We start from the raw sequence: 25,257 nt of genomic DNA, 5'->3' as shown, positions 1-25,257 counted from the left end.
TATATATGACCTGCTAAAACAAGTTTCAGTGATGTTGATTTTGGTCTTCTTGTCTTCTTGTGAAAAAAAAATCATGGATAAGAAACAGCTTAGGTCAGATGCTCTGGAATCATTGAAAGAACTTGAAAAAGAAGGTCAAATTCTTTCCGGTGATGAACAAACGGTTTTTTGGGCAAAAAGTCTTACTCAAAAACCCTATTCGGGAGATTCGGTAATAATGGCACGTATCCATTATCGACTGGCAGGGGCATATTATTACAAAGGCGAGTTGGATTCCATTAAATGGCATATGCGTATGGCTTGGGATCTGATGGAAGCCCAAGAGGGTCATCCGGAGATGATGGCACTGTTATATTATGGGGAAGGCAACATGGCCACCATAGAAGGAAACCTACATCAGGAGAATTATTACTTCAACCATGCTTCCCAGCTCATTTTTTCAGACAGTCTGATCGATTTGACCCCGGTTCAGATAGCGAGCTTATATATGGCTACAGCCCAGTCAGATGCCCGCTTGGGGCAGTATAAACAGGCAATGGAGTGGAACAGAAGGGCTATTAAAACATTGGAATATGACATGGCTCCCGCGGCATTACAGTTTAGGGCATTCAGACAATTGGCAAATAACTATCGCATATCAAGTGATGATACCGATTCGGCTTACCACTATATGCAAAAAATGGAAGTTCTCAGCCGCCGGTATCCGGATCAGGTGAATCCCCGCTTTTTGTACGATGAAAAAGCACATTACTTTGCGAAAACCGAAAAGCTGGATTCCGCAGTGGTCTATCACCTCAAGCTTTTGGAAATAGACAAAGAGACTGTTGCATCCTCCAATCCCCACCCCAGCTTTTTTTCCAACTTGTTTAGGGATTATGTCTATTTGTCCGATAGTTATTTGAAGTTGGGCAAACAAGAGCTTGCATATCAATACATGCAGCAAGCTTTCCGGTTTTTAGAGGAGGAAGAAAAGTACCTGACAGATGCTGATTATGTCCTGTATCAGCAAGTCTTGGTGGATTATTTTTTTTTTACCCATCAATATGAAAAAGCATATCAAGCGTATGGCTTGCTTATGGACAAAAACCAAAAACTTTATGAAAATGAATATGCGCAATCTATTGCGGAAATGTCCACAATATATCAGCTTCAAGCCAATGAGAGACATATTCTGGGCTTGAATCGACAGGTGCTCCTTGCGGAAAGCAAATTGGCCCATAATCGCTTACTGCTAGTCATATCGGCACTGTCTGCTTTGCTGGCCATAGCTATTGTGGTGATCCTGTACATTGGCAGAAAACAATTGAAACTTAAGGAAGAAAAAGAAAAGGTGCAGCTGCAAAAAAGCGCGATAGAATTGGAACAGCGTCTGCTTCGTACGCAAATGGAGCCGCATTTTATTTTCAATTCACTCTCAGCGTTGCAGAGTTACATCAGGATAGAAGAAAAGGAAAAAGCACTTCGATATCTAAATAAATTCAGCCGGCTATTGCGCAACAGTCTGGAACTTTCAAGGGAAAGCCAGGTGCCTTTAGAGGACGAGATTGAGACATTGGAGTACTACTTGGAATTACAGCGGATGCGTTATGATGAGAGTTTTGAATTCAAGATTCACAAGCCTACAGGTGAGGATGCCTTGCACCTACTGATTCCTCCTATGCTTATCCAGCCGTTTGTTGAGAATGCTATTTTGCATGGGGTGGCCAATGCCACTGGGCAGGGAATGATTACAGTGTCACTGAGTCTCCACAAAGAATCACTTTATGTGAGTATTGTTGACAATGGTCCGGGAATCAAAGCTGTAAAACAGAAACCTGATGGTAAACAGAAATCCCTCTCCACGACTATAAGCCGGGAGCGTTTGGAAATTCTGGCCAGGGCAAAAGGGGTAACGATCCAGGTAACCATTCTGGATAGGCATGATATGGACAGTACCCTTACAGGGACTCAGGTAGAGCTGGTTATCCCGTTGGAGAGAGGCTTTTGATCATACAGCTAGCTCGCATAATAACAGGAGCGAACAGTATTCAGGGATTCTCAGCGATATGTGAAAAGAAGCCTCTTCCTACAACGGCCATACGCAACTTGTGATAGATGATCATAAACTTTTATCCATATATCAACTTTAATTCAAAATAATTGGTTTAGACACTTATAACTTGGATTTTATTATTATGGATTTGGAACAGACAGAAGGAATACAATCATTTCTCGATTTTACGCTCTTGATTGAAAGGTGGAAGGAACTTGCAGATAATACCCATCCCGGCACTTGTCTTTACCATGATTATTTAAACAGGATTCAGAAGTTTCCTCAGTTATTGAAAAATGATATTGATCCCCTGATCTTGAACAATGAAGAAAACAAGTTGGGGTTTGGAGTCATTCTAAGTTCCTTAATCCCGCTTTCCGGTCAGGATGAAAAGAAGATTTTGGCGATCTCAAAACCTTTTGACTACAATCCAATTTATGCGACTCCAGCATTTTCAGAGCAGTTTTTAACCCATGACAAATCAATAAAACTCCCTGATAACCTGGATTATGAGCAGATCTCCTTTAATAAAACAATTCAAATCTATGCTAAGATTTTAAGCCAGTTATATGGAATACAATTAAACCAGTTCCCTCCCATGGTCTTGAAATTCAGAGGGACTAACGGGGTCAACAGACACTATCAGATTCAGTTTAACACCCAGTTCGTAAGGGTAGTGGCAAAAGTGCCCCTTCCCCAAATCCAGGATGAGTCAGAATTCTGTAGGATAGATCAACCATACAGTTTTGAACTTGACCAATTGAAAAATTTGCTACCCTTGGACATGTTTGAATTTCATGGGTTTGTCATCATGGAAGCCAATGATTTGACAGTGGCTCAAAGTGTGGCCACTCTAAATGCCGCTGTCTTGAAGCAGGATGAAGTCAGTTCCGGAGAGTTTATGCTCATCGTTGAAGACGCTGTGAAGAGCCTATTGGATCGTGGAGGGTTAAAGATCGGGATAGCCATTCTTCAGAACGTATCCGGTAGGGTTATTATGTCAGAGAGCCGTCTTGCCTATAGCTATCTTATCAGGGAACTCTTGGTTCCCGGCAGTGAGGGGCCATACCATGCGATCGTGGATTTTCTATCGAGAGTCGATAATCCTGTGTTCTTAAAAGATATTCAGGAAAATACAGATGATTCCGAGTTGGTCCAGCTTATGGTAAGCATGGGGCTACAGGAAATAATCCTATATCCGCTTCGCCACAACGGAAAGTTGGTAGGTGTTCTGGAAATCTGTTCGGTGAAAAAGGGGGTGTTTGATCCATTGATGCTTCATACCCTTAACTATCTGGCTCCGTCACTTTCCCTTGCCCTGCACAGACAGGCTGAGAATCTGGATCACAAGATCAAGGCTATAATCCGTAAGAACTTTACCGCAATTCACCCCGTGGTAGAATGGAAGTTTGATGAAATTGCCCTGGATTATGTCCTAGAGGAGGAGGAAGGCAAAAGACCTGAAATCCAACCGATTTTGTTCAAAGATGTATATCCTTTATATGCCGCAGTAGATGTTAAAAATTCATCCGTTGAACGGAATAAGGCCATCCATGATGATTTTGTGATCCAACTTGATAAGGGGAAAGAGATTTTAAAACTTGCCAGAAGCTTGCATTATTTTCCACTCCTTGATAGCCTGATAGACCAGATAGAGGAGTACAAGCGGCGAATCAATCTGATCTTACTCAGTGAAGAGGAAGTCAGGATCACTGAGTTTTTCCTTCGGGAACTGGAGCCTACTTTTGTCCATTTAGGTGAGACTTACCCCGATTTGAAAGAGGAGGTGAAATCCTATTTTGACGCACTGGACCCTAAGCTGTCTGTCATAAGCATCCATAGGAAGGCTTTTGAAAGGAATCTTCAGTTTATCAACCAAACGATAGGGGGGTTTTTGGATGAGCAAGAAGCTATGATCCAAAAAATCTACCCACATTATTTTGAAAAGTTCAAAACTGACGGCATTGAATACAATATCTATATCGGCCAGTCTTTGGTAAAAGACCAGAAGTTTGATTTGATGTACCTCAAGAATTTAAGACTTTGGCAACTTCAGAGCCTGGTGAAAATCGTGAATCTCATAGAAGAAAAGAAGGTGAAATTTGAAAATCCCCTGGAAATCACCCAGCTGATTCTTGCGCATAGCACTCCTATTTCAATCAGTTTTAGGCTGGATGAGCGAAAGTTTGATGTGGAAGGAGCATATAATATCCGCTATGAGATCATGAAAAAACGTATTGATAAAGCGCTGATATCAGGAACCCAGGAGCGGTTGGTACAGCCAGGTAAAATAGCCATTGTCTATTCACAGCAGCGGGAAGCCAGGGAGTACCTGGACTTCATTACTTTCTTGCAGAATAAAGGTGAACTTCAAGACCAGGTGGAAGAGTTCGAGCTGGAGGAAATGCAAGGTGTCCATGGACTTAAGGCGCTGAGGGTTGCTGTCGCTCCTAAAATGGTTAATCCTATAGATAATACATCAAAACTGATATCCAAAAGTGAAAAAGGGTAGAAATTCTTCCTCGTTAAAACCTACTGAAAATGTAGCGACAAACTGATTTAAAGGAGCCAGCCACAGCCCGGCTCCCAAGGAATTGTGCCACTTATCCGATTGCTCGTTTTTGACCCACACGCGTCCTACATCATTGTATGCCAAAATTCCAACGGTGGCGGGAAGGAGATAGGTTTTTAAATTGAAAAGTCGGATTCTGACTTCAGTATTGTTATAGAACACCGCATCACCGTTAAACCTAAATCTTCTATAACTTCGGAGATTATCCAGCCCTCCAAGAGTCTGGCCCTGGAAATATTCAAAACCACCCCAGTTTTTCCCACCTCCAAATCTAGTCGCCCATACCAGTCTGGAGGGATATCGGAACGACCAATAGAGTGCTAGTTCTCCATCCATACTGGTAAAGTCCCCGGAAAAATCATTGAGTCCCCACATTCTTTTAGCCTGACCCTCAAAATATACCCCCCTCGTAGGCATGTTTTTATGGTCTCTCCGATCAAAAACTACTTTAGCGGAAAGTCCGGTGTAGAATTTGGCTTTGTCCAGATGAACCTGATCAAGGCCACTTTCAGCAGAGGTGATGAACTTGCCTGAGTTTTCATCGGCATCAAATCTATAGACCTGGTAATGTGGGCCTAATGTGAAACTCCCACTTTCGCCAAGCTTAGACTGTAAGCCTCCTGAGAGCTCATACCAGCTAAACCTTGCCCTATAGTAATCTATACCGTTGATATCTGTATCATAGGTTGTCTCATTTCCGGTTCCGAAGAAGTTGAATGCATAATCCGGCGCGCGCACATCTGCTTTCCAGACCATGTCGAAATTCCCAATCACATCAACTGCATGACCCTTATATTCAATATTGAAAGCGGATGAACTGATTGCATAATTTGCAATTATGGATTGCCGGACGGCATAAGGCTCTTTTTTGAACCCGTGTTTTTCCCATAGGACACCAGCCCCCAAGAACAAACCGTCATCCTTATTAAGCGCCACCGATACCAAGGGCATCAGTTTATCGTATTTAAACTCTTTTCTGTCATAGTTGAGGTAAGAAAGGGAGGGGGCGTACTTTATTTTCGAACTGTGGCCCACCTCCATCAGCCGTTTTTCGTCGCGATTCTGATAAATGAGTGTATTCTTTTTTCGTGTAAAGCCTTCATCTTCCACTGTCTTGTCCCCCGTTCCGGGTATTATCCTTACTTTGATTTTTCCGGGTCCCTCTCCCTTTGTGCGAAATATGTCTCCACCTTTCAGCCCATAAAGCCTTATTTCCTGGGTTTCTTCAGGGAGGAAAGTCCGATGATAGAGCTTCTGCTCCAGATTTCCGGATTTATCTATTTTTCTCACTTCCACTTTTACCCGTCCATCTTCTCGGTAGGTTATTTCAAATTCCTCGTTTTTGTTTGAACCAACAACATCTACATTCTTGGAAAGGAATGCGTAATGTTTTAGCATTTCTTCCTTCAGCCAGATTTTACGCTGACGAAGCTTGGCTTGGATCTCAGGGGCACTGCTTGCCGCCACTGCGTCCGGCCAGTCCGAAAATGCCTCAGAGATGGCTTGTTCGCTCATTTTCGGGATGATCTTATCCAGCGATTTTTCCCAGTCCTTTCTGTCCAGCTCATTTAGGAAGCTGCGATCAAAATACCTGGGATTGAACATGAAGCCTGGCACAAATCGGGGAGGAGTATAATCAAATCCCTGAAATCTAGGATCAGCCCACTTACGGCTTGCAATCTTTGGTAATATGCCCTGATTCACGAAAAATGCCTGGTCTCTATCCCTTGGCATGGGCGAGAATTCCCAACCCTTTTTCCCTCTTTCGCCTATCCATCTCCACTGGTCATCGTGCCGGTCCCAGTCCGATATCCAAAAATCAAAAATCCGCGCTTTCAGGACTTCTTTCTGTAGTACCTGATGGTCATTGTCTCCATGGATTTTCTTCAGCATTTTATCGGTGCTGAAAAACTTAATGTCTTCCGGGGCATCTTTTGCGGCTATTTCCCGTTCCTCAAAAAGATATAGTTCATTCCCAAAGTCTTTCCTGTATATCCCCAATAAAGGATCATCGGGTAAATAGACAATCTTTGGATTGGTGTGTACTACCCCGACTTCGTCAGCCAGCCTGGCTACCGCAAGGGCGGCATAGGGATGGGAGGAAGAGATCTGATCTTCCACTACCTGTTTGGCGATGGTCTTCCTGAGCTCCGGAGCCAGCGCCTTTTCAGGATACTTATTGATAGATCGCAGAACATATTCCTTACCTTCCTTGTCGGCCAGTCGAAGTGAACGGGTCTGCAATCCTCCGCCCTTTTTGATGATCGTGAGGCCTTCTTTTGCAGTGGTAATATCCACTGATTCAAAGGTGGCAGGAATAGCCCAAGCATCCCGATAGTTCTTTCCCAGGAAATTGTAATATCCCTTTCCATGTAAATATTGGGTAGAAATAGGCCGTGTCACATTTCTCGGGATCTTCCGATCGAATAGGGTAAGTTCTGAAATGTTTTCTGCGAACGGTTTGACCAATTGAGCCTCGTATAATGGTTCTTTTTTGAGGGGGTCATAGAAAGTGATCCTTACTTCGTGATCCTCATAAAAATCCAAGGCCGCATAGCCTTGTAGCGGATAGGTGAAATCTGCTGCGTTGTTTTTTTTGATAAAGGTGCTTTTGGCGCCCGCTCCACTTATGACGTGATGTAAATTGTCCTCCCTGGTATATGCCAGACCATGCTCATGTCCCGCTACATTAATCACATTTGGATGGTCTTTGAATATCCCTTCCAAAGCTCTGGCCATGGCTGTGTATTTAGGATGTGTGAGATCTTGGATGTCCCCAAACCAGCTTCTATACAGTGGATATATTGATCCGACCACAGGTAATGGGACATACAATTTCGGTGAAACTACCGTAAGTGGGAAAAAATGATCTTTCCAGCTGTAAGCACCATTATGTGGCCCATAGGATCGAAGTGGATGATGCATGGCCATAAGGATGGTCTTATCCTGATTTTCCTCAAAAACGTACCTCAGGGCATCCAGAACTTCTTCCTCTGATTTGTATTCACAATCTGAATCAATACCGGGTTTGTTCTTTATTTGGAGCCACCACTGGCTATCTAAAGTGATCAATAAAGTCGTGGGATCCAACTCAACCACATTAGGGCCTGGACATCCACCAGTGGGTACCCAGACCACCCTGTCCTCTGGGTAATTGTCCTGGACATATTCTTCCGCGCGTAGCACGGCTGCCCAGCCTTTGGATCTTCCCCGTTCCCAATCATGGTTTCCCGGCACCATCCAGATTTTCCCGGAGAGGTACTGATATAGATCAAGCTGTGTCTTCAATATCAATTCCGCCCGATCCCTCTCTTTATCCTTAGCTTCGGGCATTCCTTTGGGATAAATATCATCACCTAGATAAATAATATGGGTGGGGGTGTTTATGTCTTTCTGAAGTTTGTCCCGTACATCTTCCACTACCGGATGATGACCGTTTGCCATTTCTCCCCCATCCCCGATGAGGTAAATCCGGAATTTCAGGGAAGCTTCCTGTTGTGCCCATAGCGTGGATGAGAGGGTGCAAAAAATCAGGAGAAAAATGTATTTCTTCATGGATTATATGTGAATTTCAGGATATTGGCATTTCCGTCTTGGGCTTCATTTGATATATACATATTGCCTTGAGGATCAAATGTTATTCCTTCAGGTTGCTTAAATAATCTGGGGTTAAGCCTATATACTTCCTTAGGAGTGAAATCTGTATCCGTGATGCATAGCCACTTACCACTGGAGGAAAGAATGTAGATGAGGTCTTCTATCGGGTGCCATGCAGCCGCAGAAGGTTGTATTTTCAAAGGTTCTGTCTTTATAGTCTGGAGTAAAGGTTGCATGTCTTCTCTTTTCAAGGCTGAGAACGGAATAGAGTCATAGCGTTTGGTGGTCAAATCAAACCTGAAAATGGAAGCTTGATCAGGGCCAATGTCCCATTTACAGGCTTTACAAAAAACAAACAGATATGGTTCTGTTTTAGATGCTACAATTGCCTCAATATCCCTCTTTTTTTTGACGGGGAAGTGGTATTGGGATGTTTTTTGGTTTTTGCTGAGTGGGGAAGAGACTTCGTAGAGGGTGCCGTTGCTTTGTAGAACCCAAGCGACCTGGTTCACTACCAGAAGATCTTCTATGTCCTTGTTCTTGGCAAATTTTCTTTTTCTCAGAATTTTGCCTGACATAGTATCCAGTCTATAGATAATGGAAGATTCATCTTCTATGGCCCATAGCTGATCCGTTCCGACCCACTCCAAACCGGAAATTTCTTCCATTTCACTTTGTAGTATGATTTTCTGGTATGTTCCCGGTTTATATCCCTCAGGAAAAGGAGCGTTTTCTATTTCCGATACATCCGGGCTACATTTACCGGTAATAAAGAGGAGTAAGACTAATATATTGAAGTAATGCATCGTTATTCACTGGGAACTAATTACCTTGAATTTAGTATTTCCAAAATAAGTGAATAAGGGTGGATAAACAACTGGAAAAATTCGAATCCTGGATCAGGAAAATGTTTGAAAACCGGCAAAAATCAGAATTTTGCTATCACAACATTGAGCATACTCTGCAGATTGTTGATAAAGTGAGGGAGATAGGTGAGTATTACGGATTGGAAAAAGAGGAAAAGGAAGATTTGTTTTTTGCGGGATGGATGCATGACGTAGGTTACTGGGAAGGAAAGGGGGAAGGGCATGAAGTACGTGGAGCAGAGATGGCTGAGGAGTACTTGATCCAACTTGGGATTGACAAGCAACGGGTAGATCGTATAAAATCCCTTATTCTGGCTACTAGAATCCCCCAGAATCCACAAAATCTGTTGGAGGAAATTATTTGTGATGCTGATTTATTTCATTTGAGTTCAGATCAGTTTTATGATCAAACACTTTTGTTAAAAAAGGAAAAGGAAAATTCAGGTTATGGGGAAATTCCGCTGAGCGAATGGCTTGCAGGCAGTCAGATATTCATGCTGTCGCATCACTACCATACCGAGTATGCCAAGAAGTTTCTTCAACCCGGCAAAGAGAAAAACCTGAAACTTATTGATATGAAAATCAAAGAAGCCCTCGAAGAGAAAGTCTCCAGTTCGCAGGGGAAGAAGAGTAAAAAGGAGAAAAAGAAGTCCGAACGGGGGGTGGAGACGATGTTCCGCGTTACCTCCACCAATCATTTGCAACTTTCTGCTTTGGCGGACAACAAAGCCAATATCATGATATCCGTGAATTCTATCATCTTGTCTATAGTAGTGACAGTTTTGGTACGCAAGCTGGAAGAGTATCCCAACTACATTGTCCCAACATTTCTGCTGGTAACTACATGTCTTACGGCCATGGTTTTTGCTATTTTGGCTACCCGGCCTAAGGTATCTACCGGACTGGTGACTAAAAGCGACATAGACAAGAAACAAGGAAACCTTCTTTATTTCGGGAATTTTCATCAAATGACTCTTCCAGATTATAAAGGTGGGATGCACGCTTTGATGGAGGATGGTAATTATCTATATGACAGTATGATTACGGATATTTATTATTTAGGAAAAGTGCTCTCCCAAAAGTATCAATTGCTTAGAAAGAGCTACAGTATTTTTATGTTTGGTTTTGTGATTTCTGTGATCTCCTTTTTGGTAGCGACGATTTTTTTCGATCCTGTCCAATACTGAAAGTGGATCGATAGTCAACAACGGTGTTTTGGGTGTTTAGGGTCTGCTGAAATTATCTCAAGTATGCTAGGCCTGCCTACGGGACAGGCAGGTTCAAGATGGCCGAATGAAGGTGTATGCATATACTTCGAATGAGACATGTCAGCGCTTTGGTGAATGAGTTAAATACAGCAAAGTATTTGGTTTTGAAGTATTTTAAGCTCGTAATAGGAATTCTAATGCACATTTCGGGTTTAACTTCCTAAAAGTAAGGGCTATCTCATGACTCATAATTGTCGCATTGAGTGAAGTCGAAATGGGCTTAATTAGCACCTGAAAGGCTTCGACTTTCATGCCTTCGGCAGACTGGCTGCTCAGCCTGACAAGAAAACCTGATTATGAGACAGCCTCCTTTTTCCTAAGCAAGTAAGAGCTAATTGACAATATGTAATAATCAATGATAGTAATCCTGACCACCATGGCCTTTTAAACAAAGCATATTGGGACGTTTGAACAAAGCGTCTCGTTTTTCACACCCCTACATTTGTCTGAACAAAAACAAATAAAGTCATGAGACAAAACAATTATCAGGGTGCATTGCAGAGACCTATCGGTTCAGGATTTGACGCCAAAACCACAACTTCTGAAGTAATCAAGGGAATTGACCTCTCGGGGAAAACAGCCATTGTCACAGGAGGCAGTACAGGCATAGGACTGGAAACGACCAAGACCTTGACGGGAGCAGGTGCCACTGTGGTTGTACCCGCAAGAGACATGGCAAAAGCGGCACAGAACCTCAAGGGCATTGCCAATGTGGAACTGGAGCCCATGGACTTGATGGATCCCTTTTCCATAGATGCCTTTGCCCAAAAGTTCATTGAATCAAGAAGGACACTGCACCTGCTGATCAATAATGCCGGGATCATGTGGGTTCCCCTCCGAAGGGACATTAGAGGTGTTGAATCACAATTAGCAACCAACTATCTGGCAATGTTTCATCTTACCGCAAGGCTATGGCCTGCTCTAAAGAAAGCCAACGATGCCAGGGTGGTAAATGTATCCTCACATGGGCATCAGTTTGGTCAGTTCAACTTTGAGGATCCTAATTTTCTGACTGGAGAATACGAAACGCTCCGGGCTTATGGTCAGTCCAAAACAGCGGTCAATCTCTTTACCCTTGAGTTGGATAATAGGGCACATGCCTATGGTGTACGCGCTTACAGCCTTCACCCGGGAGCCATTGGTGGAACTGAGCTAGGGAGGGAGGCTTCGCCGGAATTGTTTCAGCAGATGGGGTTTTGTGATGCTGAAGGCAATATCTTGCCTGAGGTAGCCGCTTCTTTGAAAACCATCCCCCAAGGTGCCGCCACGACTGTGTGGTGTGCCACTTCACCAAAGCTCAATGATATTGGAGGAGTATATTGTGAAGATGGGGAGATTGCGGAGTTATCCCATGTACCGGGCATGTCCGCAGGCGTAAAGGCCTATTCATTGGATGAAACTTCTGCCGCTAGGTTGTGGGAGTGGAGTGAGGGTATGACAGGTATTGAATTCCGTTTGCAATCGGCTCATAACCCAAACATTATATAGCGGAACTGCCGAAAAATTGTACCTTAAACAGAGGATACCTGCCCTATGGAATTTAAAGCAAAATATATAACGGACGACATCAAGCTTTCCTGCTATGAGGATAAGTTCTTTAAATCGGACATCATGTTTGACCATCACATGCTCGTGTGGTTTATTTCAGGAGAGACCAAAATCGTACAGGCTGATGCCACCTACCTGTTTAAGAAAGGGGATATTTTTCTGATTCCCAGAAATCAACTGGCTACCATAATCAATTATCCCAAAGATGGCAGGCCACACAAAAGTGTGGTCATGCATCTTTCTACCGAAAGACTGCGGGGATTTTATGCCAAGCTGGATATCAAACCCAGAACCGAAGAGCAGCGGATTCTTCGCTACAGTGACCATCCCCTATTGGAAAGCTGCCTCTCATCCCTGCTTCCTTATTTCGAGATGGAAGAGCTTCCAGATGAAATCGCTGCATTGAAGATCACTGAAGCGATCAGCATATTGAGGAGCATTGACCAAAGAATCGATCATGTATTGGCGAATTTCGAAGAGCCCGGAAAAATTGACCTGATTACTTATATGGAGAAGAATTTCATGTTCAATCTGCCTTTGGAGAAGTTTGGATACCTTACCGGACGCAGTCTCACCACATTTAAGCGTGATTTTGGCAAAGCTTTTAATACTACACCCCAGCGCTGGCTAACCCAAAAGCGGCTGGAGCTGGCCCACTACCATTTTGTGGAAAAGAAGAAAAAGCCCATTGAAGTTTGCTATGAAGTAGGTTTTGAAAACCTTTCACATTTTTCGTTCGCTTTTAAAAAGCATTTCGGATATCCACCTTCTTCGCTGTTTCAATAAGCATGTGGTCTTCAATCGTAAAAATCTGATCTAATCTTCTCTCAAGGACAATTTAAGGAACAGACCCAATCCTGCCTAGTATTATCCATTGTGGATGCTGCTCAGTTTCCCCAGGGTGTATGGAGCCCGAACCATCCACTGCATTATTTAATGTTTTGATAAACGGTTTAAATTCCCCGCTCTCATTTAAAATTCTAGAATTGTAGGATATTTAGCATGAAACTGTGAAAAATCTACAAGACAGCGTTTTGATCAAAATGATCAAGCAATCCAACCACATAGCATTTCATGAATTTTATCAAAGGCACTGGGAGCAGCTTTATTTAAGAGCTTTTTCCATTTTGCAGGATTCTGATGCTTCTGAGGATATTGTTCAGGATGTGTTTTTGGAAATTTGGAACAAGAGAACCGATTTGAATATCGATAAACCAAGCCAGTATCTTTTCACCTGTGTCAAACATGCCATATTCAAAGTACTTCAAAAACAGAAATTAAAGGAAAGGCACCTTCACACACTAAATTCCATTGATTTGCTGGTACAAGCAGAGGCCAGCATGGACACCCAAGAGATCGAACAGGCAATTCTCAACCATTTGGACCAGCTTCCCGGTCGCTGCAAGGAAATCTTTGTGATGAGTAGGTTCGAAAATATGAGTAACCGGGAAATTGCATTAAAATTAGGCATCAGCACCAAAACCGTAGAGAATCAAATTTATAGGGCATTGAAATCCCTGAAATCTTTAATACCACAATTGTTGGCTATTTACCTCCTGTTAATTTTTGAAGACTCACTCATTAAGGAATTTGAGTCAATTTTAACTTTTTGTTAATTCAATCCGGATTGGATTTTTTGAGTGGGTGATTATCCTACCGAGATGCTCTTTAAAGTATAACCACCAAACCGGGCATGGATCAAAAGAACCCCTTTTACAGATATCTCAACAATTCACTTTCGGAGAAGGAGAAAAGCCAACTCGACAGTTTTTTTGAAAGGGAGTCTCTTCGCATCAAGGAATGGGATGAAGAGTCGATGGGCAATAAAGAGCTAGTTTCAGATAGGATTTGGTCTAAGATTCTGAAAACCGGTAAAAAAGAACGAAAACCTACTCTTGTAAGCAGAATTTCATTGGAATTTGCCGCGATTGTACTTCTCTTGATCTTTGGAGGTATGTATGTTTTGATCAACCAATCAAGCGATAATGGTACTGATCAGGATATGTGGAAGGAATATCACACCGTCGCCGGCCAAAGGTCAACTATTACCCTCCCCGACGGTAGTACGGTTATCTTAAATTCGGCCAGCAAGCTTTCCCATCCCCATGACTTTCAAGGTTCGGCACGCCGGGTAAAATTAGAGGGCGAGGCATTTTTTGATGTCTCGCATGACAGAGACAGACCGTTTATTGTCGTCAACGAGCAGTTTACCACACAGGTATTGGGAACTGAATTCAATGTTAAATCCTACGCAAAAGAGAGGTCATCCGTGTCCGTGAAGTCGGGTAAGGTATTAGTACAACAGCGCATTGACTCCGGTAAAATTGGATTGAAAGAGGTGATCCTGTATCCAAACGAATCCGCCTACATCGACGTCAATGACGGCGGGCTTACGAAAGATAAGGCTGATCTCAAGGAAGATTTGGCCTGGATAAGCGGTGAGATCTATCTGAAAGAAATGTCCCTTGATGATCTTTCAAAAATCTTGGAACGGACCTATGCGGTAAAAGTCAATTTCCAAACCCCTGAATTGAAACAATGCCGAATTTCCGGGAAATTGGGAAGAATGAATATCTCACAGATTATGGAGGTAATCAGCAGTACCATGGGATTGCAATACGAGATGAGCAATAGGAGAATTTCCATCACAGGCAAAGCATGTAAAACAACCAATAAACAGGAAGCCTATGTAAACCGGTAAAAGTAGAATAAAACCCGAGTGTGTTGGCGCACACCCGGATTATGGATTTTGATAATCCTATTTTCTAAATGTAAACATTTAAAAGCAATCAAAAATATGACATTATTTACAAAACTCACAACTAAGATAATTTTACTTTGTTGCCTTCCACTGGTATTGGGCTTGACCTATAGTGAATGCTTTGGGCAGGAAGGCGCCAGTGTCGGAAATATATTAGACAGAACCATATCATTCCAGTCTAGCACCGAACCTTTGGAGAATATTATCAGTCAATTGACTGAGCAGTTGGCAATTGGATTTTCTTACGACAACTCTTTAAAATCAAAACTGCAACAACCCATCACATTGGGATCAGGGCAAAGGCCTGTAAAAGCCCTTTTGGAGGAAGTTCTTATCCCCAATGGCCTCTCCTTCCGGATGATTTCAAACCAACTGGTAATTACCGAATCAAGGCCACCGTCAGCCAAAGCCCTAAAAGGCAGCATCTCAGGATCCTTGATCGGAATGCCCGAAAATATCCCTTTGGGTTTTGTCGTGGTAAGTCTTCCGCAACAGAGAAGGACGGTAGTGTCTAAAGAAGATGGCAGTTTCTTTTTTGGGGAGTTGGAAGAGGGGGAAGTGACTATTCAGGTATCGTGTTTGGGATACGAGTCAGTAACTGTGAAAACCAGAGTAAATGCAGGGGAAAATCCTCCGATCAGGATTCAACTGGATTCTAAGATGAGCGAGCTGGAAGGAGTTACCATTTCCGGAATCAGATTGGGAGAGGTGAAGGCATTGAGCCAAATGCAGAATGCAGAAAATATTAAATATGTGATGTCGCAGGAACAGATAGAACGTTTTCCAGACCTTACGGTGGGAGAGTCATTGCAGCGGGTTCCGGGTGTAGCCGTGGGATATAGCTATGGAATACCCCGAGATGTGATTATCAGGGGCTTGGGACAAGGCTTGAGCAGTGTGACCATGAATGGCAACAGGCTTCCGTCCACCGGGGCGGGAAGCAGGACAACGGACCTTAATGGGATATTGGCCAATTCAATAGAAAGTATAGAGGTCATAAAAACCCTGACACCTGACCGGGATGCCGATGGTACCGGCGGCGCGGTGAATATCGTCACCAAATCCCCCAGAATCAATGAAAAGATGGTCGATGCCAAACTGGCCGGCGGATACAACGGGCTATTAGGAAAAGGAACCTACGACCTGGGACTGACCTATGGAGAAAGGAAAAACAAGTGGAGCTACCTGGCAGGAGCCAGTTATTCCAGAAACTGGAGGGCAGAGGATCGGGTTGACAAAAGCTATTCGACTTATTCTATTAACGGGGAAGACAGGTTATTGCTGAGCAACATCGACCTGGATGGATATGAGATCAAAAGAGATAACCTGGCACTGAACGGTGAGGTTAAATACTATGCCTCCGAACGCTCCACATTTTATTTAAGGGCATCGTACAACAAATATTACGAAATCCAGAATAGGTTGGAGCGGATCATCAATATCCGTTCCTATGAAAGTGAAAGCCAGCTGAAAGATGTCAGAATCACCCAGTCCGGAAACTGGAGGGACTATCACCGGGATCTGGTTCAGGCCTCTGTTGGAGGAATGCAATTCTTTAAGGATTGGAAACTGGATTATGATTTGACCTACTCATTGGGGAAATATGACCAACCTACCTATTACAGTGCCGCATTTGTGAGAAATGGTCTGCAGGGGGCGTTGGATCTGAGTGACCCTAGAGCACCCCAGGTCGATTTCACGCAAGAAAACCCCTATGATCCCACGGAATATACGACAAACCGATATATCAACAGGCATGACTCTTCCATGGACAGGGACGGTCAATACTCTATTAATCTTCAAAAGACGATCAAATTGGGTGAAGTCACAGGCAATCTAAAATTCGGCAGCAGGGGAAAGTACAAATACAATGACCGCTTTAGAAATTACTTCCAGCATGACCTTATCACCGGCCATTTCGTACTATCCGATTACCTCTCTTCCTACCAAAAAGACGACCATTACCTAGGGGCATATCAGATGTTCAATTTCCCGGAAGCCAAATCCATGGAAAGGTATTATCGGCAAAACCCTGAACTGTTTAAGGTGAATGACAACTACACCAGACAAAATACAGACCCGGACTCCTTTACCGGCAATGAGTATCTGCTGGCATATTATGCCATGACTGAATTAAACTACAAAAAGCTAAAAGTAATCACCGGGCTACGCTACGAAAGCACTGGATTCAAGTACAATGGAAATCAGGTGAACTTTGACGATACGGGGAATTATGTCAATACGGTTTCCGTCAATACCGACAAAAGCTTTGACGGCTTTTTCCCTTCACTGAATATGAAACTTGCCGTGACACCCCATACAAACTTGAGGGCAGCGGTAACACGTTCCTTGGCAAGACCCAGTTATTACGATTTGGTTCCCTGGGAAGAAGTGGAAACCAACAGACTGAGGATCTCGAAGGGAAATCCTGATTTGGTCCAGGCTACAGCCGTCAATTATGACTTACTGTTTGAACATTATTTCAAGTCTGTAGGACTGCTTTCAGGCGGGGTGTTTCAGAAAAACCTGAAGAATTACATCTTTGACACCTCCTTTACCCAAGAGGGAGGAACTTACGATGGGTATTTGGTGCGGCAGACCATCAATGGGGCTGATGCTTTGGCCAGGGGTTTTGAATTTGCATGGCAGCAGCAATTTACATTTCTGCCGGGTGCTTGGAATGGCTTGGGCGTACATGCCAATTTCACCTATATATATAGTAAATTTGAGGTTCCCGGAGAAAACTCCACCAGAACAGTTAAGCTCCCCGAAATGAGACCACATGTGGGCAATATTTCTTTATCCTATGAAAAATATGGGTTTTCGGGTAGGGTATCCATGTATTTTTATGGTACGTTCAATTCGGAACTCAGCGAAGATCCAAACAATGACCTCCAGGAAAAAGGGCGTCACCAACTGGACTTCTCCGCATCCCAGAAACTCACCGATAAACTTAGCCTTTTTGTCGGAGTCAACAATATCACTAACCAGCCTATCTCAGACGTGTTCAGGGATGGGAGACCGCAGAATGATGCCTACTATTCAAGATGGGGTAATATTGGGATACGGTTCAAGACTTATTGAGTAGGATGGTTTGGTTTTGACCAACTAAAAGGGGCAGAGGAGATCAGGTTTGAAGTACAAAAAAAACTGGATCCTAACTAATAAATTTAGCAAAAGCCATTGGGACAAAAAACCAATGGCTTTTGACATAGGATCAAACTTCTTCATCGACCAAAATATATTGGTTTAAAATCATTTGAAAATGTGGCTACTATGGCCAAGATCAACACATTAACGATTTTAAACTCTACATTGATGATATTCCAACAGGATATTTCAAGCCTCAATAAAATATATGCATTGTAAAAGAGGAAAAAGTTCAAAATCTTCCCTACTTCTATTATGATACTTTCGTGACGATGAATTAATCATTAAAGGAGATGTAGGGAAAACAGTGCTTTTTTAGACCGGGGAAACTAGCAGTGAAATTGCAAAAATATCCTGAAATTTAGTACATATGGAAGAGAACCTGGATGGTCAATTGAAGATGAATTAAAATGAAAGCATTTACAAAATCCAAATATGGAGGTCCGGATATACTTCGATTGGAAGAAGTACAAAAGCCTATTGTACAGGATGATCAGATTTTGATAAAAATAAAGGCTAATTCAGCTAACCCAGCTGACTGGCATATTCTTCGGGGAAAGCCTTTTTTTGCCCGATTCTCTTTTGGATTATTTAAACCCAAAAACAAAATTCTTGGAGCTGACTTTTCCGGGATTGTGGAAGCTGTCGGAAAGAATGTACATCAGTTTAAGATTGGAGACAGGGTGTTTGGAGAGGCATTGCTAGAAGGTGCATTTGCAGAATACATTTGTGTAAAGGCAGACGTTTGTGCCATCATGCCCGACGGAACAGATTTTTCTGAAATGGCATGTGTGCCTATAGCGGGATTAACTGCTTTGCAGGCAATCAGTACGCATGGAAAACTCAAAAAGGGTGAATCTGTGTTAATCAATGGTTCTTCGGGAGGGGTCGGGCATTTCACAGTGCAAATTGCAAAGGTCTATGGGGCTAAAGTTACCGCAGTCTGTTCAGGTAAAAATAGTGAATTTGTAAAGTCATTAGGTGCCGACAACGTTATTGCTTACGACAAACATGACATTCATAAACATGAGGGTAAATACGATCTTATTATTGATACGCACGGAAATCTTTCCCATAAAGACTACACCCGTATGGGAGACAGAGGTATTGTGGTCGGTTTCACAACCATGGGGAATATGATCTCTTTACTTGCGAGAAAAGTTTTCAGCAAATTTCCTTTGGCTCAATTTACAGCAGAAGCCAACACAGGAGATTTGGAAGCACTGGCTGGAATGATCCAGAAAGGAAGCATTAAAGTTCATATCGACCGAACTTATACGCATAATGAAATTCCGGAGGCAATCAATTACATCGAAAGGATGCGTACTAAAGGGAAGGTAGTCATGACTTGGGAAAGCTAGGCGTGCAAGCCACAATAGGATATCTATCAATTTACCCTTCCATCACTTTACTTAGATATACAAAAACGGACTAGGATTTTAGCATCCAGTAAAAGGCCACCATCCTGGCTCCACGCCATAAATGTCCACATGACATTTATATGACGCTCAGCCCTCCTTTTGGGTTAGGCCAAAAGAACAAGAAAAAACACCTGTCCAATACCATTTCAGGTTAATTATAGAAACTGACAACAAGTTATCGGTTCGTCACTGATCTGGATTTGCAATCCCGATCTCAAACCGTAGGATTTCTAATCCGGAAATTCACAGACGCTGCAGACCTCCTCGGGACAAACCTTGGTTTTATCACTATACTTCGTTTCCTGCCTGTCCTGGCCTTTGGTCTTTTTTTACACCGGGTTGAAACCCAATGTTATAAAATCAGCCATGCCTGCCTGCCATCCGGGAGGCGGGCCTACCGGTCAGACAGGACTACGGTATTGCTCCGCTTCCACCGGATTTTGAAGATCAATCAATCCAAATTCTCATCACCTGTACAGGCTAACCTTTGACTATTAACATTTAACCAATCCCAAACACCAGATATCGCCCATCTGGTGGATGGTAATCAATGGTGTGGGACTTTATCTGCCCTATATTTTATTTCATTACCTGATCTTCGAGCGATTTATCGCTATGTGGCGCTTTAGTGGGAATGTGGGTTTTCTGTTTTACACGGCAGATGCCCTTGGCTATACTGGTAGCGTGGGGGTGATGCTGTTCAAAGCTTTCAGTGATTCCCAGGTGACTTGGGTGAGTTTCTTAGGAGACCTCAATCAAGCCGGTGGCATCATCATGACAGCTGTATGTATAGTTACGTTGATTTTGCTTCAGGGAAAGTCAAAAAAGCAGCCTGAGTTTGCATTAAATACTTAAATCATTGTGATGAAATAGAGGACGAGCATAACAGCGTCGGCATTCGTTTCATTTCTGGGCACATGAGGAATATTACCATCAAAAAACAATGAGTCACCTTCTTCTAACAAGAGTGTCTCCGGCCCAAGATCATACTGTATATTTCCTTTATATATATACTCGAATCCTGAAGTGGAGAGACGCACTCTTTGGGCATTACTTTGGAGGGTTAATAGAGAGATTTCCATCGATGATTTTTCTAAAGGATGGTTTAGGATCTTCTGATATTCGAAGCCAGTGGGCTCCTCCTCTTTACTAAGAGTTGTGTACCCCTTCTTTTTTCTTAAGATGTAGCCTTTAAACTTATTGTCTGATTTCAGATCACTAAAAAAGTCGGAAATATTCACATTAAACGCTTGGATAAGCTGGATCAGAGAAGGCAGGGTAGGGATAATCCGACCATTTTCAATTTTGGATATCATGGCCATGCTCATGCCTGACTTTACTGACAGTTCCCCCAGTTTCCATCCGTTTTCCTTACGGAGTGATTTGAGTTTATTGCCAATCTGAACGGTCAAATAATCTGGGTTGCTCATGTCCTGATAGTTGATTTTAAGCGAAGATAAATCTCCTGAATGATTTTGTCGATCTTCTATGCCATTTGCGCTTAGTGACAGTTCAGTTCTTGTAGTGAAAAATGATCAAATTTAACGGGGATGATTTCTGTATCTTTCTCTCTTCCTTTAATGGCGAAAATCCCGATGTATTTGGGAGTGAATTCAAAATTAAAACTCCCAACTTCCTTTAATCCGGCATTTGGAAGGGAACTTGTCGCCACTAATACCCGGATCCTGTCGCCCTTTTTTTCTATTCGCAACTTACAATAGCGGAGATTGTCCCGGATAAGCTCTTTGGATTCTGGTAAGATCTCGAACAGTTGATAATGCAATACTTCCTCAGGATTTTCAAGGCCATTGGTCTGGACTCCCTGGAGGATAATTTCTGGCGAACTATCGAAACCTCCAAAAAAATCATTGTAGGCAATAGATATTCTGAGAGCCCTGGAATTGAAGGCTAGATCTTCCATCAAGATCAAACCTGCCTGTTGCCACCTCTGTCTGGGAAAAAATTCCTCTATATGGGTTTCAGCCTTAAAACAAGAGGATTCCAAAGGCCTGACCAATAAATTTTTGATTTCAGGTTTTTGATTGGATTCCGGCCAATTATCTGAATCCAAGGTGAATAAAGTCAGGTAGTTTTCGGTTTTATCGGACTCTTTCCAATAGTGGGTGTCGGGGGAAATCAACTTCCAAGACCTGGTTTCTAATGATTCCCTATCCACATGGTTAAATTCCTCAATAAAATCTGCTTCCTTGCTAGAATGGATAATAATATAACCCAGAAGGATGACTCCCAGAACTCCACTCAGGAGTATAATGAAGGAGGGCTTGGTTTTTAGTTTTACAGCAGGTTTGTAGGGAACCTTCCTTTGGTAATTGTTCCAATAGGGAAAATGGTTTTCAAATTTCAACCTTTCTGCATCAGTGGTGAAAGGGGCATTCAATGCATACCTTGCCAGAGTATCCAGAGAAGAAAGCGAAGGGTTTATGGTTTTGGAATCGTTCTCTTCACAGATATAAACTGAATAGTTTTTCAGGGTCTTATATCCAATGATCAAACCGGTTTTTTCCTCAATTTCTACTGAAAGAATCTTACTTTGATTTTCATTGAGTTGACTGGTGAGTCCATGGCCAAAACATTTTTCAACTACTTCTCTAAAAAGGAGGATAAAAGCCTCGCTATCAAAGTTTATTTCAGATTTCCGTGACATTTCTGTGGTAATTCCGGGCACATTTTGATGTAGAATTCAAATTGCCTAAAAATAATTAACGCGCTAACAGAAATGAAACTACCTAAACTAATTTACCCAATTATCTTCTGGTTTTTACCACTGGTTTCTTCCGCTCAAAACTTTCAACTTCATTATGATTTAAGGCATACGCTTGACCCGGAGATCCAAGAAAAAAACTTTCCCATGATAAGTTTTGAATATTTCAAGGAATTTGATTCCCTGGGCTCTTTCTTGTTTAAAGGACAGACATTTTTGAATGGTGAAAATAATAATCTTGGGGAAACATTTATTAAGGTATCCCAATCGTTAAAATTCTGGAAACCCCAGTGGTATTTATCCTTGAATTATAGTGGGGGAGTGGGGACCACCCCAACAAATTTCGGGTATTACATCAATAATGCCTATGCGGTGGGAATCAATCACCCTTTTGGATGGAAAGGGGCATTTTTTTCGGCAAATGTGCAATACCGTTATACCGCATTTAAAGCCCCAAGCCATGATCTACAAGTAATTTTTTACCTGTGGAAAGGGATGTTTGACTACAAGTTGGTTATGGCTGGAAGTCTTGTGGGATGGACGGAAAACCGAAATCAGGGAACTGAATATACCTCGGCATTGACAGGAAAGAAAATCGCTTTTTTTGGAGATCCCCAACTCTGGTTGAAAATAAAAGGTTGCTTTTCAGTAGGAACTAGGATCAACCTGTATTACAACATATTTGGGGATAAAAATGACTTGAAGGTTTATCCTACAATCGGTACTCAAATTAAATTTTAAAAACCAACGCCAGATTCAGTATTTGGAAAGTCCAGGTGTTTTCGGTCCAAAAACTATTTCCAATTGGAATATTATCCATTTATATGTATATCCGCTTTTTGCCAGTAAAACAATAAAAGCATCATAGGATTCGGAAAACACCAGCGTCAAGGCCACTTCGGTCACCCGTCTTCGGTCTTCCGTCCAGTAAAGCAAAGAGAATAGGGTTACTGGCATCATTGCGGATAATCACATCCATTTAATTAGTGTGGATACCTGTTGGAAACAGAATGAATTCAAAATACTTGCCCGTTGCCTCTGGGGCAAGCTCTAAGAAAAGATCTGCCACCCGCATGAGGAGGATGTAAGGATGATTATAATTGCCCAAAAAGAATTAGTAAAAACCACCATTGAAGACTTCCCAGATATCAGAGAGTTGTTGAGATGACCAAAACTCATCAGGGAAAAGCTGGATACAGGGTTTGGGGAGGGATTGATTATTCGGATGTGCAGAAGGAAATAGCTGACTCCAATCAGTACAAGATGGTTGTGGCTGATACTATGGCCGGAATAGTCAGTGTTCAGTATGAGGATGCATTTATATGGGGCGTAAGGGACAAACAGGATGCTACCTACCTGCATAGGATAGCCGTTGATAAAAGTCATCAAAGGCAAAGGCTCTTTGAAGCATGGGCAAAAGGCCATGAAAAATGGCAAGCTAGAAGATTTGTCAGAATGGATACCTGGGCTGACAACGCCAGGCTTATCAGGTACTATCAATCTTTTGGGTTTGAGACAGTGGACGAGGTAATGACTGGCAATACTTCTCAGCTTCCAATACAAAACCGGTATCTCAGGATTGTTATGCTTCAATTGGCAATTAATAACCAGGAGTAAAATATTAAGGATATGTCTTACCCAAATGTAACAGCTATAGCTGGTGAGTTATTAAGTGTTTTCTAACGCAACTATCATGTATATGAAACAGATCCTTTTACTAACCCTATGGTCTATTTTTTTGGTAACCAATTCTTAATTGGGATATCAACAAATATTGATCAACGGTTGTTGCGTTCATTGTAAAAAATCGACATTTTAAGAGGATAGGTTATCTGCAGAGAGTGTATGTCGGATTTATACAAGCTTGTTTTTGAAGAACGTAGTTGATTTGCTGAGGAACTTGAAAGACTAAATGATCAAGATTTATTATAAATTATGTTATCCAAACGACTAGCAGATATTGTGGCTGCACTTCCTCTTCGAGATAATATCAGAGTTTTGGAAATTGGATGTGGGCCTGGAGCCATGGCAAGGGAGATTTCAAAGAAAATAGGGGACGGTCATATCCTTGCTATAGACCGTTCAGCCAAAGCCATAGAACAGGCTGTTGGTGGCTCACAAAATGAGTTGAGATCTGGGAAGCTCTCATTTCGCCATGTGACCATAGAAAATTTTCAATTAGAACGGGGTGAAGCGTTATTTGATCTGGCAGTTGCTGTTCGTGTAGGAGCATTGGACGGTCGACATCCTGAGATCGAGGAACGATCGCTGACCAACATTGCAAATTCCTTAACCAAAAATGGGAAGCTATTTATTGATGGCGGAAAACCCCTGCAAGAAGTATCCTTAAAGAAATACCGCTAAGAAAAGACAATGAAGATTGAATTTAAAACTCTGGCAAAGGATGACATTGATGACTTTAAAAAGTTGATCCATGTATTTGAAGAGGCTTTTGAAATGGAAAACTTCATCATGCCTCATGATCAGCATCTCCATAGACTTCTCGAGAGAGATTCATTCTTTGCCATAGTGGCTAATTCAGAAGAGAGGATTATTGGAGGACTCACGTTGTATATTCTTGATCAGTATTATTCAGAAAGACCACTGGCATATATTTTTGATTTGGCAGTATCCAATTCTTATCAGCGGAAGGGAATCGGGACACAACTAATAGAATTTGTAAAGGATTTTTGTCGTCAAAATAACTTTGAAGAGGTTTTTGTCCAAGCGGATCGGGTTGATGGCTATGCAGTTGATTTCTACAGAAAAACCAGGCCAACGGAAGAAGAAGACGTCATTCACTTTTATTACAACTTGTAGATTAGGCACGATGCGAATATGGGGGATAAAGTATCACTAATGCCCGGCTTTTGGGCTCTGCTTCGTAGCTGTTTACTAGTTAGGGCTTGCTGAAAAACCTTTCGGATGAAAAATGGGCTAATCAGTCATAATGATAGCCTTTAATCTTTTTTGGCGTTTTTCAGCACGCCCTAGTTATGGGGTTTTGGGAAAAAAAAGAGATGGATGAAACCCCTGATCAGAAAGCTCATGGAATCGGAACTAAGGAAAATTGTAAAAGGACAAATAAAGACGAAATACCCTATGAAATTTGTGTAAGAAGGGTATGCGGAGCAATACATTGAGGATGTTAAAAAATAGCCCAGTGATGTTTTGAAGGTAATCGACTGTACTGGGGAGTGTTAGCTAAACTCTGTCCTTCCCTTCCCTTGGGGTACCCCAAGGGAAGGGAACTAAATAATTAATTCAATCTACGTCCAAAACCAATCTCCCTTCAAATCTAATGGCAAACTGTTGGACTG

The 25,257-nt window shown here is 42.3% G+C and carries 19 protein-coding genes; 14 read left to right on the top strand and 5 right to left on the bottom strand.

Annotated features, from left to right (window positions below):
• The first annotated feature begins 73 nt into the window (after positions 1-73).
• Positions 74-1,987 carry a sensor histidine kinase gene (locus tag LZF95_RS10995; RefSeq protein ID WP_233755048.1) on the top strand — a complete coding sequence of 638 codons (1,914 nt, stop codon included), beginning with the start codon at positions 74-76 and terminating at the stop codon, positions 1,985-1,987.
• Between the two features lie 187 nt (positions 1,988-2,174).
• On the top strand, positions 2,175-4,544 hold the full coding sequence (locus tag LZF95_RS10990; RefSeq protein WP_233755047.1) for a GAF domain-containing protein: 2,370 nt from the start codon (positions 2,175-2,177) through the stop codon (positions 4,542-4,544).
• On the opposite strand, the gene LZF95_RS10985 is transcribed toward LZF95_RS10990, so the two are convergent.
• Together LZF95_RS10985 and LZF95_RS10980 are read right to left on the bottom strand one after the other, a co-directional pair.
• Positions 4,512-8,159: a BamA/TamA family outer membrane protein gene (locus tag LZF95_RS10985; protein WP_233755046.1), complete on the bottom strand. Its 3,648-nt coding sequence runs from the start codon at positions 8,157-8,159 to the stop codon at positions 4,512-4,514. The genes LZF95_RS10990 and LZF95_RS10985 overlap by 33 nt on opposite strands.
• Entirely contained in the window at positions 8,156-9,007 is an 852-nt protein-coding gene (locus tag LZF95_RS10980) for a hypothetical protein (RefSeq protein ID WP_233755045.1), read from the bottom strand. The genes LZF95_RS10985 and LZF95_RS10980 overlap by 4 nt, the downstream gene beginning before the upstream one ends.
• Before the next feature lie 59 nt (positions 9,008-9,066).
• Here LZF95_RS10980 and LZF95_RS10975 point away from each other — a divergent pair, with 59 nt between their 5' ends.
• The 8 genes from LZF95_RS10975 (at position 9,067) to LZF95_RS10940 (ending at position 20,070) form a co-directional block, all read left to right on the top strand.
• Positions 9,067-10,254, top strand: coding sequence for a Pycsar system effector family protein (locus LZF95_RS10975; protein ID WP_233755044.1), 1,188 nt, complete (start codon positions 9,067-9,069; stop codon positions 10,252-10,254).
• Between the two features lie 549 nt (positions 10,255-10,803).
• Positions 10,804-11,823, top strand: coding sequence for an SDR family NAD(P)-dependent oxidoreductase (locus LZF95_RS10970; protein ID WP_233755043.1), 1,020 nt, complete (start codon positions 10,804-10,806; stop codon positions 11,821-11,823).
• Between the two features lie 45 nt (positions 11,824-11,868).
• Positions 11,869-12,669, top strand: coding sequence for an AraC family transcriptional regulator (locus LZF95_RS10965; RefSeq protein WP_233755042.1), 801 nt, complete (start codon positions 11,869-11,871; stop codon positions 12,667-12,669).
• A 224-nt stretch (positions 12,670-12,893) separates the two neighbouring features.
• The gene (locus LZF95_RS10960) at positions 12,894-13,499 is read left to right on the top strand and encodes an RNA polymerase sigma factor (protein WP_233755041.1); all 606 of its coding nucleotides are present in this window, start codon (positions 12,894-12,896) and stop codon (positions 13,497-13,499) included.
• Between the two features lie 77 nt (positions 13,500-13,576).
• Positions 13,577-14,584, top strand: a complete 1,008-nt coding sequence (locus tag LZF95_RS10955) for a FecR family protein (RefSeq protein WP_233755040.1) — start codon at positions 13,577-13,579, stop codon at positions 14,582-14,584.
• A 96-nt stretch (positions 14,585-14,680) separates the two neighbouring features.
• Entirely contained in the window at positions 14,681-17,728 is a 3,048-nt protein-coding gene (locus LZF95_RS10950; protein WP_233755039.1) for a TonB-dependent receptor, read from the top strand.
• Between the two features lie 476 nt (positions 17,729-18,204).
• Positions 18,205-19,155, top strand: a complete 951-nt coding sequence (locus tag LZF95_RS10945) for an NAD(P)-dependent alcohol dehydrogenase (RefSeq protein WP_233755038.1) — start codon at positions 18,205-18,207, stop codon at positions 19,153-19,155.
• A 582-nt stretch (positions 19,156-19,737) separates the two neighbouring features.
• On the top strand, positions 19,738-20,070 hold the full coding sequence (locus tag LZF95_RS10940) for a DUF5690 family protein (RefSeq protein ID WP_368670775.1): 333 nt from the start codon (positions 19,738-19,740) through the stop codon (positions 20,068-20,070).
• Here the strand turns inward: LZF95_RS10940 and LZF95_RS10935 are convergent.
• Positions 20,067-20,645, bottom strand: a complete 579-nt coding sequence (locus LZF95_RS10935) for a helix-turn-helix domain-containing protein (RefSeq protein WP_233755036.1) — start codon at positions 20,643-20,645, stop codon at positions 20,067-20,069. The two genes, LZF95_RS10940 and LZF95_RS10935, sit on opposite strands and share 4 nt — an antisense overlap.
• 71 nt (positions 20,646-20,716) lie before the next feature.
• Positions 20,717-21,901 (bottom strand): hypothetical protein, encoded by a 1,185-nt coding sequence (locus tag LZF95_RS10930; RefSeq protein WP_233755035.1) that lies wholly within the window; start codon positions 21,899-21,901, stop codon positions 20,717-20,719.
• A 51-nt stretch (positions 21,902-21,952) separates the two neighbouring features.
• Here LZF95_RS10930 and LZF95_RS10925 point away from each other — a divergent pair, with 51 nt between their 5' ends.
• The gene (locus LZF95_RS10925) at positions 21,953-22,678 is read left to right on the top strand and encodes a DUF5020 family protein (protein WP_233755034.1); all 726 of its coding nucleotides are present in this window, start codon (positions 21,953-21,955) and stop codon (positions 22,676-22,678) included.
• Positions 22,679-22,693: 15 nt separating this feature from the next.
• Here LZF95_RS10925 and LZF95_RS10920 read toward each other — a convergent pair whose 3' ends face one another.
• Positions 22,694-22,897 carry a hypothetical protein gene (locus tag LZF95_RS10920; protein ID WP_233755033.1) on the bottom strand — a complete coding sequence of 68 codons (204 nt, stop codon included), beginning with the start codon at positions 22,895-22,897 and terminating at the stop codon, positions 22,694-22,696.
• A 204-nt stretch (positions 22,898-23,101) separates the two neighbouring features.
• On the opposite strand from LZF95_RS10920, the gene LZF95_RS10915 reads away from it, so the two are divergent.
• From LZF95_RS10915 to LZF95_RS10905, 3 genes are all read left to right on the top strand, one after another.
• Positions 23,102-23,554, top strand: coding sequence for an N-acetyltransferase (locus LZF95_RS10915; protein ID WP_233755032.1), 453 nt, complete (start codon positions 23,102-23,104; stop codon positions 23,552-23,554).
• A 318-nt stretch (positions 23,555-23,872) separates the two neighbouring features.
• Complete coding sequence (locus LZF95_RS10910) at positions 23,873-24,301, top strand: trans-aconitate 2-methyltransferase (protein WP_233755031.1); 429 nt, start codon at positions 23,873-23,875, stop codon at positions 24,299-24,301.
• Positions 24,302-24,310: 9 nt separating this feature from the next.
• Positions 24,311-24,757 carry a GNAT family N-acetyltransferase gene (locus LZF95_RS10905; RefSeq protein WP_233755030.1) on the top strand — a complete coding sequence of 149 codons (447 nt, stop codon included), beginning with the start codon at positions 24,311-24,313 and terminating at the stop codon, positions 24,755-24,757.
• Positions 24,758-25,257 lie beyond the last annotated feature (500 nt).

Origin of the sequence: Algoriphagus sp. AGSA1, assembly GCF_021390545.1 — a bacterium.
Classification (GTDB): Bacteria; Bacteroidota; Bacteroidia; order Cytophagales; family Cyclobacteriaceae; genus Algoriphagus.
The sequence above is the reverse complement of the archived record's forward strand: the minus strand, read 5'-3'. Positions and strand labels throughout refer to the sequence as shown.